This window comes from Dyella japonica DSM 16301, assembly GCF_001010355.1.
GTDB lineage: Bacteria > Pseudomonadota > Gammaproteobacteria > Xanthomonadales > Rhodanobacteraceae > Dyella > Dyella japonica.
Genome location: NZ_JPLA01000044.1, coordinates 33,801 through 44,728 on the forward strand (window position 1 = coordinate 33,801; position 10,928 = coordinate 44,728).

General features: G+C 65.3%; 12 protein-coding genes. 3 read left to right on the plus strand and 9 right to left on the minus strand.

What is annotated here, in order from left to right; translation table 11 throughout:
• Positions 1 to 19: 19 nt before the first annotated feature.
• Positions 20 to 901 (minus strand): ribokinase, encoded by an 882-nt coding sequence (gene rbsK, locus Y882_RS15455; protein WP_046972844.1) that lies wholly within the window; start codon positions 899 to 901, stop codon positions 20 to 22.
• A gap of 59 nt (positions 902 to 960) precedes the next feature.
• A complete protein-coding gene (locus tag Y882_RS15460) occupies positions 961 to 1,386 on the minus strand; it encodes a hypothetical protein (protein ID WP_052950054.1) in 426 nt (141 codons plus the stop codon).
• Positions 1,387 to 1,527: 141 nt separating this feature from the next.
• Here Y882_RS15460 and Y882_RS15465 point away from each other — a divergent pair, with 141 nt between their 5' ends.
• Complete coding sequence (locus Y882_RS15465) at positions 1,528 to 1,707, plus strand: hypothetical protein (protein ID WP_046972845.1); 180 nt, start codon at positions 1,528 to 1,530, stop codon at positions 1,705 to 1,707.
• Positions 1,708 to 1,860: 153 nt separating this feature from the next.
• On the plus strand, positions 1,861 to 4,137 hold the full coding sequence (locus Y882_RS15470; protein WP_046972846.1) for a S9 family peptidase: 2,277 nt from the start codon (positions 1,861 to 1,863) through the stop codon (positions 4,135 to 4,137).
• A gap of 169 nt (positions 4,138 to 4,306) precedes the next feature.
• Here the strand turns inward: Y882_RS15470 and Y882_RS15475 are convergent, their stop codons facing one another.
• From Y882_RS15475 to lptM, 7 genes are all read right to left on the minus strand, one after another.
• Positions 4,307 to 4,921, minus strand: a complete 615-nt coding sequence (locus tag Y882_RS15475) for a hypothetical protein (RefSeq protein ID WP_046972847.1) — start codon at positions 4,919 to 4,921, stop codon at positions 4,307 to 4,309.
• Between the two features lie 36 nt (positions 4,922 to 4,957).
• Positions 4,958 to 6,295, minus strand: coding sequence for an ATP-dependent protease ATPase subunit HslU (gene hslU / locus Y882_RS15480; RefSeq protein ID WP_046972848.1), 1,338 nt, complete (start codon positions 6,293 to 6,295; stop codon positions 4,958 to 4,960).
• A gap of 80 nt (positions 6,296 to 6,375) precedes the next feature.
• Positions 6,376 to 6,909 carry an ATP-dependent protease subunit HslV gene (hslV, locus tag Y882_RS15485; RefSeq protein WP_046972849.1) on the minus strand — a complete coding sequence of 178 codons (534 nt, stop codon included), beginning with the start codon at positions 6,907 to 6,909 and terminating at the stop codon, positions 6,376 to 6,378.
• A gap of 196 nt (positions 6,910 to 7,105) precedes the next feature.
• The gene (xerC, locus tag Y882_RS15490; protein ID WP_046972850.1) at positions 7,106 to 7,993 is read right to left on the minus strand and encodes a tyrosine recombinase XerC; all 888 of its coding nucleotides are present in this window, start codon (positions 7,991 to 7,993) and stop codon (positions 7,106 to 7,108) included.
• 5 nt (positions 7,994 to 7,998) lie between these two features.
• Entirely contained in the window at positions 7,999 to 8,682 is a 684-nt protein-coding gene (locus Y882_RS15495) for a DUF484 family protein (protein ID WP_046972851.1), read from the minus strand.
• An 85-nt stretch (positions 8,683 to 8,767) separates the two neighbouring features.
• The gene (dapF, locus tag Y882_RS15500) at positions 8,768 to 9,601 is read right to left on the minus strand and encodes a diaminopimelate epimerase (RefSeq protein WP_046972852.1); all 834 of its coding nucleotides are present in this window, start codon (positions 9,599 to 9,601) and stop codon (positions 8,768 to 8,770) included.
• Entirely contained in the window at positions 9,601 to 9,990 is a 390-nt protein-coding gene (lptM, locus tag Y882_RS15505; RefSeq protein WP_244466364.1) for an LPS translocon maturation chaperone LptM, read from the minus strand. The genes dapF and lptM overlap by 1 nt, the downstream gene beginning before the upstream one ends.
• A gap of 137 nt (positions 9,991 to 10,127) precedes the next feature.
• Here lptM and Y882_RS15515 point away from each other — a divergent pair, with 137 nt between their 5' ends.
• Positions 10,128 to 10,811 carry a hypothetical protein gene (locus tag Y882_RS15515; protein WP_046972855.1) on the plus strand — a complete coding sequence of 228 codons (684 nt, stop codon included), beginning with the start codon at positions 10,128 to 10,130 and terminating at the stop codon, positions 10,809 to 10,811.
• The last annotated feature ends 117 nt before the right edge of the window (positions 10,812 to 10,928 follow it).

Here is a 10,928-nt window from a genome sequence, read left to right on the forward strand (position 1 = left end):
CCACAGAGGGCGGGCGCTATTAAAGAAACGCATCGAGCTCCGCACGCGTCGGCATGCCACTTTGTGCGCCCAATCGCGTCACCGACAACGCCGCCGCAGCACACGCCTTGCGCACCGCGCCCGGCAGTCCCTCATGCAGAAAGACGGCCAGAGCCGCGTTGAACGTATCCCCCGCCCCCGTGGTGTCGACCACATCGACTTTGAAACCCGGTTGATGCTGTGGCTCCCCGCCATCGCGGAACCAAGCGCCGTCGCCACCGCGGGTGAGCACCACCGGCGCGGGTGCGCGTTGCATGAGGGCGCGAAAATCTTCCTCGCCCGATGCGCCGAGCAGGATGGCCAGTTCGTGCTGGTTGGGCGTGAGATAGCGTGCCAGCTTCAACCATTCCATCGGCAGCTTCTGCGCAGGTGCCGGATTGAGGATGACCGGTTTGCCGAGCTTGTGGCCCAGGCGCAGCGTGGCCTCGACAGATTCGAGCGGGACTTCCATCTGCACGAGGATGGCGTCGGCTGAGGCGAGCGTGGCCTGCGCGCCCTCGATCTGCGCCGGCGTCACGCGGGCGTTGGCGGCGGGTACGACCACGATGTGGTTTTCACCCCCCGCAACGGTGATCGACGCGGTGCCGCTGCCGCAGTCGACGAAGCGCACGACATGCTCCAGCGAGATGCCCTCGCGGGCGAGGCCGGCGTGCAGTTCGTTGCCAAAGGCGTCGTCGCCCAAGGCACCGATCAGTGCGACGTCGGCACCCAATCGGGCCGCGGCCACCGCCTGGTTGGCGCCCTTGCCGCCATGCACGGTGAGAAAGCGTTCGCCAAGGATGGTTTCGCCGGGTTCGGCAAAGCGCGGCGCCAGCGTCACCAGGTCCATATTGATGCTGCCGACCACGACGACGCGTGCCATACCTGCTCCATCACTGCGTTAGGCGAGATGGAGCAGGATAAGGGATGCTGCGGGCGGAATCAGCCGCCGCTGCTGCCCGGCGCTGCCGGCACGTTCTGCCCGCGCCGCTCCTGCATGCGCTCCATCGCCTTCTCGCGCACGGCCTTCCACTTGTCGCGCTGTTCCTGGGTCAGCACGCCGCCGATCTGACTGTCGCTGTCCTGCACGATGGCGATGGTCTTGGCGCGGCGATCGGCCGGCTTGAGGCTGGTGTCGCCGCGCACCGCCTGCAGTTGCTGGTCGCGTTGCTGCAGCAGCGGACCGATCTTGGCCTGCTGATCCGGGGTCAGCTGCAACTGCTTGGTGAGGCGCTGCAACTGCGTCGGCGCGTCGAAGGCGTGCATGTGCTGGCTGCCGGCGGCAGGGGGCGTGTCCTGCTGGGCGAAGGCGTGGGCGGACAACGTGACGGCAAGTGCAAGCGCAACGTAGGCGGGAAGGCGATGCATGGGCGGCTCTCCTCAAGGGCGTATCTGCGGGAACGCGGGCAGCCCACGGCGGTTGACGGTACTAGCGCCGGCCCCGGCTTGCATCCAAGCCTAGCGCCACGAACATCAACGGATTGTCCGCCCCCAGGGAAAACCTCATGCATGACGTTGGAGGACTTCCCGCTTTGGCAGGCCGGATTCGCTGCAATCCGCGAACGTCCCGCCACCCAGCGCGCGTATGCGCTGGGCGATCAGATGAAGGGCCGGTTCGATCTGACCACCGACGAGGAAGCGCGCAAAGTGCTGTTCGGGCCGGGCGCGAAGAGCTGGTCATGTGTGTGAAGAGGCGCGGGGAGCTGTGGGCCAAAGCCGTGCCTTCACATATTTTCCGCCCTTTTTCGCCTGTTTTTCCCACAAAACGCTGGTTTCCATGGGCGTGACGCGTTCTAATCGCCGTTTGTTCTTGCGTACGACGCGTCGCCCAAGGAAGTCTCCATGCGCGCCCTCCTGTTTGCTGCCCTGACGATGGTAGCCCTGCCGACCATGGCCGAAAAACTCACGATCGAACGCATCTTCGACGGTGGCAATCTTGCTGGTGCCGCGCCGCGCGGTCTGCAGATTTCGCCCGACGGCAGCCGCGTGACCTTCCTGCGCGCCCGCGCGGACGATCAGTTCCAGCTGGATCTGTGGGAATACCAGCTCAAGGACAACAAGACGCGCCTGCTGGTGGACTCCAAGAAACTCGAACCCAACGGCGAGCAGTTGTCGGATGCGGAAAAGGCGCGTCGCGAACGCGAACGCACCGCCGGCCTGCACGGCATCGTGAGCTATCAGTGGTCGCCGGACGGCAAGCAGCTATTGTTCCCGATCAACGGCAAGCTCTACGTCGTCGCGCTGGCCACGCCGGACGCGGCGCCCACGCCGCTCGATACCGGCGACAACGTGATCGACCCGAAGATCTCGCCGAAGGGTCGCTACGTGTCCTATGTGCGCGATCAGAATCTTTGGGTGATTGAGCTCAGCACCGGCGAGGCCAAACAGCTCACCCATGATGGCGGCGGCACCGTGCACAACGGCGAAGCCGAGTTCGTGGCGCAGGAAGAGATGGACCGCAGCGAAGGCTACTGGTGGGCGCCCGACGATTCGGCCATCGCGTTCGAGCGCTACGACGAAGCCAAGGTGCCGGTGACCAAGCGCACCGAGCTGTTCGCCGATCACACCGATGTGATCGATCAGCGCTACCCCGCCGCCGGCGCACCCAACGTCGCCGTGAAGCTGGGCCTGGTCTCGCCCGCGGGCGGCCAGCCGCGTTGGATCGACCTGGGCAAGGATGCGGACATCTATCTCACCCGCGTGAACTGGTTGCCCGATGGCAAGCACCTCGCCTATCAGCGCATGCCGCGCAACCAGCAGAAACTGGATTTGCGCCTGGTCGATGCGAAGACGCTGGCGCAGCGCACCCTGCTCACCGAGGCCAGCGACACCTGGATCAATCTCAACAGCGATCTGACCTTCCTCAAGGACGGCAAGAGTTTCCTGTGGGGCAACGAGCGCAGCGGTTATCACCATCTGTATCTGTACGGACTCGATGGCACGCTCAAGCACGCGGTGAGCGAAGGCGATTGGCCGATCGACGGGTTGCTGGCGGTGAACGAGCACACGGGTACCGTTTTCGTGGCCTCGAACAAGGACGCGGTTCCCGAGAAGCAGGTCTACGCGCTCAAGCTCGATGGCAGCACGGCGAAAGCGCCCGCACGCATCAGCCAGGGCGCCGGCACGCATGTGGCCTCCTTCGCGCCGGATGGCAGCTTCTATCTCGACAATTTCTCCAGCGTCGATACGCCGCCCCAGGTCAGCCTGCACAAGGCGGACGGCAGCCTGGTCAGCTGGATCGAGCCGAACAAGCTGGATGAAAAACATCCGTACTGGCCGTATCGCGACAGCCTGATCAAGCCCGAATTCGGCACGCTCAAGGCGGCGGACGGGCAGACGCTGTATTACCGCTTGTACAAGCCGGCCGGCTTCGATCCCACCAAGAAGTACCCGGTGTTCGACATGTTTTATGGCGGCCCGCATGCGCAGATGGTCAGCAATGCGTGGGGCGACTACTTCAATCAGTACATGGCGAACCAGGGCTTCGTGGTGTTCACCCTGGACAACCGCGGCATGGCGCGCCGCGGCCGCCAGTTCGAGAACGCGATCTACCAGCAATTGGGCGCCGCCGAAGTGGACGATCAGCTGGTCGGCATCCACTGGTTGAAGTCGCAGCCGTGGGTGGATGCCAAGCACATGGGCGTGTTCGGCTGGAGCTACGGCGGCTACATGACCACCATGATGCTGGCCAAGGCCTCCGACGAACTCGCTGGCGGCGTGGCGGTGGCGCCGGTGACCAACTGGCGGCTGTACGACACGTTCTATACGGAGCGTTACCTGGGCCGTCCGCAGGACAACGATTCGGGGTATACGCGCAGTTCGCCGATGGCGTGGCTCGATGGGCTGACGTCCAAGCTGTATCTCGTCCACGGTATGGCTGACGACAACGTGCTGTTTCTCAACTCGACCGAGTTGATGGCCGAGCTGCAGAAGCGCGGCACGCAGTTCCAGTTCATGGCCTACCCGGGCGCCAAGCATGGGCTGAACCTGCCTGGGCAGCGCAGTCACGTGTATCACCTGATTGAGAATTTCTTTCAGCAGCAGGTGAAGGGGGCGGCGGTTGCGCCGGTTGCGCCCAAGGCGGTGGCCGTGCCGGCAGCGGCAACCACGACGCGGTAGAACGCGTTCTTGTGGGAGCGCACCCTGTGCGCGACAAACCTACGGAGCGGTACATCCCCGCGTGGCTGTCGCGCACAGTGTGCGCTCCCACAGGCGAGGCGAGACCGCCGACGCTAACAGGCAAAAAAAGGCCGCCCTGGGGCGGCCTTTCGCTTCAATCCATCAAACCTTACTGCGCATGCCCCACGCCCGAATCGCCCTGCTCCAGCGGCGGCGGGGTGCCGGCAACGGCCAGCAGAGAGGTGGCGTAGCCGTCCTCGATGCTCACGGTGGACACCTCATCCCACGAGAAGAATGACGCTTCGCGCAGCCATTCGGCGTCGGGCGAGATCTCCTGCATGTTGAAGCCGTCTTCTTCCACGCTGATCAGTCGACCGATGTAACAGACTTCGGCCTCGTCCTCGCTGTCCACGTGCACGCCGATCACTGGCGCCTGCGCGGCAGCGGCCTGGATGACGCTGCGGATGTCGTCCAGCGGGAAGCCCCGCGGCGGACGTGGCATCAGGTGTTTGAGCACCAGCGCCTTCTCCATGAAGGGCGCGTGTTTGTCCGGCGCTTCCAGCTCGGAAACGTCGCGGTGGCGCATCACGTACATGCCGTCATAGGTGATGCCGTCACCAACCACCCACAGCAGAAAGAATTCACGGCCAACCCCGCCCACGTAGCCGCAAAAGCTGCCGTGTTCGAGTTCACCGCGCCATAACCGGACCAGCTGGTGCTTCTGCTGCGCCTCGCGCAGCTGAGCCCGCTGGCCGGTGGTCTTCAGTTCAATCACATTTCCCATGGTCAAAATTTTACCAGCCCGGGGCTTTCCCCTTGTTTACAGGATGTAACGCGACAAATCCTCGTCCTGGACCAGTACGCCTAGGTTTTTATCGACATATTCGGCGTCGATCAGGTATTTTTCGCCGGATTTGTCAGCAGCTTCGTAGGAGATCTTCTCCAGCAGGCGCTCGATCACGGTATGCAGGCGGCGGGCGCCGATGTTCTCGGTGCGCTCGTTCACCTGGAAGGCCACCTCGGCCAGGCGGTCGATGCCTTCCTCCGTGAAGTTGATCGTCACGCCCTCGGTACCCAGCAAGGCGATGTACTGCTTGGTCAAGGCGTTATGGGGCTCGCGCAGGATGCGCTTGAAGTCGCCGACCGACAGCGCCGACAGCTCCACGCGGATCGGCAGGCGGCCCTGCAGCTCCGGAATGAGGTCCGAGGGCTTGGCCAGCGAGAACGCGCCGGAGGCGATGAACAGCATGTGGTCGGTCTTGATCGGGCCGTACTTGGTCGACACGGTCGAGCCCTCGACCAGCGGCAGCAGGTCGCGCTGCACGCCTTCGCGGCTGACGCCGGCGCCGCCCCATTCGGAGCGCTGGGCGATCTTGTCGATCTCGTCGATGAAGACGATGCCGTTCTGCTCGGCCGCCTGCATGGCCTGTGCACGCACTTCTTCCTCGTTGAGCAGCTTGGCGGCCTCTTCCTCCACCAGCATCGGACGCGCGGCCTTGATGGCGACCTTGCGTTGCTGGGTCTTGGCGCCGCCCATGTTCTGGAACATCTGGCGCAGCTGCTGGCCCATTTCCTCCATGCCCGGCGGGGACATGATTTCCACGCCGACATTGGTGGCGAAGTCCAGCTCGATCTCGCGGTCGTCCAGCGCGCCTTCGCGCAGCTGCTTGCGCAGCTTCTGGCGGGTGTCGTTCTGCTCGCTGCTGGGCGCGGCGTCGTGCGACCAGTCCGACGGGGTCTGGCGGCGCGGCAGCAGGGCGTCCAGGATGCGGTCTTCGGCGCGGTCTTCGGCCTGCGTGCGCACGCGCTTCATGGCTTGCTCGCGCACCAGCTTATAGGCGACGTCGGCGAGGTCGCGCACGATGGATTCGACATCCTTGCCCACATAGCCCACCTCGGTGAACTTGGTGGCTTCCACCTTCACGAACGGCGCATTGGCCAGCGTGGCGAGGCGGCGGGCAATCTCGGTCTTGCCCACGCCGGTGGGACCGATCATCAGGATGTTCTTGGGCGTCACTTCGTCGCGCAGGCCCGGTTCCAGCTGCATGCGGCGCCAGCGGTTGCGCAGCGCGATGGCCACGGCGCGTTTGGCGTCGTGCTGGCCGATGATGTAGCGGTCGAGTTCGTTGACGATTTCGCGGGGAGTAAGTTCGGACATGAGTTCACCGGAAAGATGGGTTTTCGCCGTCATTCCGCCTCAGCGGCAATGACAGGACCAGGAGCCGTCGCGCCGTGCGCTTACAGCTCCTCGATCGTGGTGTTGTGGTTGGTATAGATGCAGATGTCGCCAGCGATCTTCAGCGCGCGCTCGACGATGGCGCGCGAATCCATCTCGGTGTTTTCCAGCAGGGCCAGCGCGGCGGACTGCGCGTACGGGCCACCCGAGCCGATGGCGATCAGGCCATGTTCGGGCTCCAGCACGTCGCCGTTGCCGGAAATCAGCAGCGAGGCCTCCTTGTCGGCCACCGCCAGCATGGCTTCCAGGCGGCCCAGGCGGCGATCGGTACGCCATTCCTTGGCCAGTTCCACGGCCGCGCGGGTGAGGTTGCCGCCGTGCTTGTCCAGCTTCTGCTCAAACAGCTCGAACAAGGTGAAGGCGTCGGCGGTGGCGCCGGCGAAACCGGCGATCACATTGCCCTTGCCGAGGCGGCGGATCTTGCGGGCGTTGGCCTTCATCACCGTGTTGCCGAGGGTGACCTGGCCGTCGCCGCCAATCACGACCTGCCCGTTGCGGCGCACCGAAACGATGGTCGTGGCGTGAAAGGATTCCATGGGGGACTCCGTAAAGAGTGAATTCGCCAAAGGTGGGGCCGTAAGGGCGGAATCCAAGCCATACCGCCCTCCCTGTAGGAGCGCACCCTGTGCGCGACCGGCGTCTGGCCGCTCGCGGTTGCCGGAGTTAAGGGCAATCTGGGAGCGGTCGCGCACAGGGTGCGCTCCTACAAGGGGAATGGCGACAAGGCCCCGCCTATTTCCGCTTCGCCCGCGGATGCGCCGCGTCATACACCTTGGCCAGATACTGGAAATCCAGGTGCGTATAGATCTGCGTGGTGGCGATATCGGCGTGGCCGAGCAGCTCCTGCACGGCGCGCAGGTCGCCCGAGGATTCCAGCATATGGCTGGCGAAGGTGTGGCGCAGCAGATGCGGATGGATGCGTTTGGCCATGCCTTGCTGCAGCGCGAGCGTCTTCAGTCGCAGCTGCACCGTGCGTGGATGGATGGGCGCACCGCCGCGCCCCTTGAACACGGGCTGCTCCGCAACCACGCCTTCCGCCTCGCCCAGCGCGCGCAGCGCGGCAACGGCATGGCGGCCCACTGGCACGATGCGGGTCTTGTTGCCCTTGCCGAGCACGCGCACTTCGCCCGCCTGCATGTCCAGGTCGATCCAGCGCAGCCCCGTGAGTTCGGACAGGCGCAAACCCGACGAATAGAACAGCTCCAGCATCGCGCGGTCGCGCAGATTCAGCGCGCCCTCGGTCTGCGTTTCCACCAGCGAGGTGGCTTCGTCGACGTCGAGCACCTGGGGCAGTTTGCGATGCACCTTGGGGCCACGCACGCCGGCCAAGGGGTCATGCTCGAGCAGGCCCTCGCGGGTGAGCTGGCGGAACAGGCTGCGGCAGGAAGACAGCAGGCGCTGCAGGCTTTTCGGCGCCAGGCCAGCGCGATGTTCGCCGGCCACGAAACCGCGCATGCGGTTGGGCTCAAGTGCGCTGAAGTCGGCGATGCCCTGCGCCTCCATCCAGCGCAGCAGCTTGGCAAGATCGCGGCGATAGCCATCGACCGTGTGCACCGATGCCTTGCGTTCTCCCGCCAGTCGCGAAAGCCAGGCATCGACCTGGGCCTGCGGGTGAGACATGGCTGTTACATGACTTCCTGCGCGCGGCGCAGCGCGGCGGTGACGGTGCCCGCGATCATCTTCAGGAACACCGTGCCCATGCCAGGCTGGAAGTGGTCCGCATCGCCGCTGCCGATGGCCAGGATGCCGAACTCGCCCAGCGGCATCATGGCGGCGGAGCGGATCTCCGGCGCATGGTCGCCAAACAGGCGGTATAGGCGTTCGGCCGAGAGGCGGCCTGCGACCGGTTCGTGGTGCGCCATGAAATCGGAAAACTCGGGCACCTGCGAGCGGCCGCCCGGGATATGCACCAGCCAGTCGGCCGGCGGCAGGCCGATCGGGCCGAACAGCATCAGGCGCACCTGGTCGGTCTGGAAATCTTCCGCGAGCCGGGCCACCACGCTGCGTGCGGCCACCGCGGGCGTGCCGGCGCGCAGCACGGCGAGATTGAGCTCGTGCACCCGCTGCATCAGCCGCTCGTTCTCGGCAGCGATGGAGATCAGGCCGGCCAGCTGCTTTTCCAGCTCCGCGTTCTTCTCGCGCAGGCTCTGCAGCTGGTAGACCGCCAGCGAGGCGACGCGGCCCTGCTCGCGCGGCAGCGTGAGCTGGGCGGCGATATCGGGATAGTCGGTGAGAAACTCCGGATGGTGCCGCAGGAAAGCCGCGACGTCGCCGGCGGAAAGCGTGTCGACAATGGCGGTTTCGGACATGACTACCTCGGCGGAGTGATGCGGTGCGCGCCGAGTGTGCGTTGTTCCGCTATCGGCTTTCAACCGACGCGGACAGAAAGCCGCGTCAACCCAGCCATTCACCTTCGAAAACGAAGGTTGCCGGCCCGGTCATCCACAGGGTATGCCCCGGTCCTGCCCATTCGATGGTCAGGGTGCCGCCGGGCAGCGTCACCATCACTTTCTCGTCGACCTCGTCGCGCAGGCGCAGCACCGCCATCGCGGCGCAGGCGCCGGTGCCGCAGGCGAGGGTCCAGCCGCTGCCGCGCTCATGCACGCGCAGGCGCAGCTGGCCCCGATCGACCTGTTGCACGAAGCCGGCGTTGCAGCCTTCGGGAAAACGGCTGTGCGTGGTCAGCATGGGGCCGACCCGATACAGCGACGGCGCCTGCAGGTCCGGCACCACCACGACCGCATGCGGATTGCCCATCGACAGCGCGCCGATCTCCAGCACATCGCCGCCCACCTCGATGGAATAACGATACGCCTGCAAATCGGCGCGGAACGGAATGCGCTCAGGCTCCAGCGTCGGCACGCCCATGTCGACCGTCACTTCGTTCGGGCCGCTCAGACGCACGGTGACCGGGCCCGACGGGCTTTCCAGGCGCACCATGTCGCCGATCGACAATTCACCAGCACGATGCAGCCACGCCGCTACGCAGCGCACGCCGTTGCCGCACTGTCCCGACGGCGTGCCGTCCGCATTCCAGATGCCGTAGTAGAACGCGCAGCTGGGATCGCGCGGCGGCTCGATGCTGATCAGCTGGTCGAAGCCCACACCCATGTGCCGGTCGGCGATGGCGCGGATCTGCTCCTCGTTGAGCGAAAACGCGCGCTGACGGCAATCGACCATCACGAAGTCGTTGCCGATGCCGTGCATCTTGGAGAACGGAAGCTTCATTACATGAACTTGCCGCCGGTGATCCGGCCGTTGGCGTCCAGTTCGGCGAAATAGCGGCTGTTGTTGCTGCGCATCTCGCGGGTGGCGATGGTGCCGGGAAGGACCAGCAGCACATCCGGATACGCGGCCTTGAACTGCTCAGGCGTCGGATGCGCGGCGATGAAGGCATCGAACGCCGTCATGTCGGTGACAAAGCCATGCACCGGAGCCGGCGTCAACGCGGCCGGAACTGCCGCGGCCACGGGTTTCGCTGCCGGCGCCGCCGGCGTCGCGGGATGCACGGTGGCTGCAGGCGTGGTCTTGGGCATGTAGAGCGGCCCCTTGTTGCCGCATCCGGCGAACAGGGCGAGAACGGAGCACAGCGGAAGCAGCAGGAGTGATCGGCGCATGTCGGGGTATCCGGCGGGAACCCGCTCAGTATAGGCGAGCCGCCGCTGTGGAAGCGCCGCCACGCGTGAACGGCGCGCCAGCCGTTATGATGCCGCCGTCGCCGCCGCGAGCGGTTTGAATGCACAGAAGTACAACGATGGACTGGACCGCGCTGTTGCGCCTCCCTTCGACGATCCTGCTGATCCTGGCCGCGATCGCCCTGCTGTTCACCTTGTTTCAGCTGGTGGCCTTGCGCCAGCGCCTGGACGACAGGCAGCACCTGGCGGCCGCCGGTCGCTCCGTGCTGCTGATCGTGGGTTTCGCCATCACCCTGGTGCTGACCGGCATGGGCTTCGCTTTGCGCGGCTATCGCCTGCTCAGCGAGGAGTCGCCGGTGGTCGAGATCGATGCGCACATTCTTTCTCCGCAGCGCTGGACGCTCGTCCTGCACTGGCCCGATGGCGCCACCCGGCGGGTCGACGTGGCCGGCGATGCCTGGCGTGTCGAGGCCGTGGTGCTGAAGTGGAAACTGCCCGCAATGCTGGCGGGTGTGCCGCCGCTGTATCGACTGGATCGCTTGTCGGGGCGCTATGACGATCCCAACGATGAGATGCATGCGCCGCGCACCGTGGTCGATTTTCGCGAGGGCGGCAGCTTCGACTTGCTCGATCTGCACAAGCAATATCCGCGCTGGGTGCCGGATGTGGACGCGCAGTTCGGTAGCGGGGTGTTTTTGCCGTTGGTGGATCAGGGGCATTACACGGTGAGTCTGATGCGCACGGGGGCGTTGGTGGCGCGGCCGGATGAGGCGACGGTGCAGAGGATTGCGCAGCCGTTTTGAGTTGGGTTTAGGGTGATTGAGGTGAGGGGCTGTCTCACTTGGTTGTGTGGCATCGCAGCCCACCTGTTTTGCGCGGCGTCCCCGGCGCGGTCCAGCATTTGATCGTCATTCCTGCGA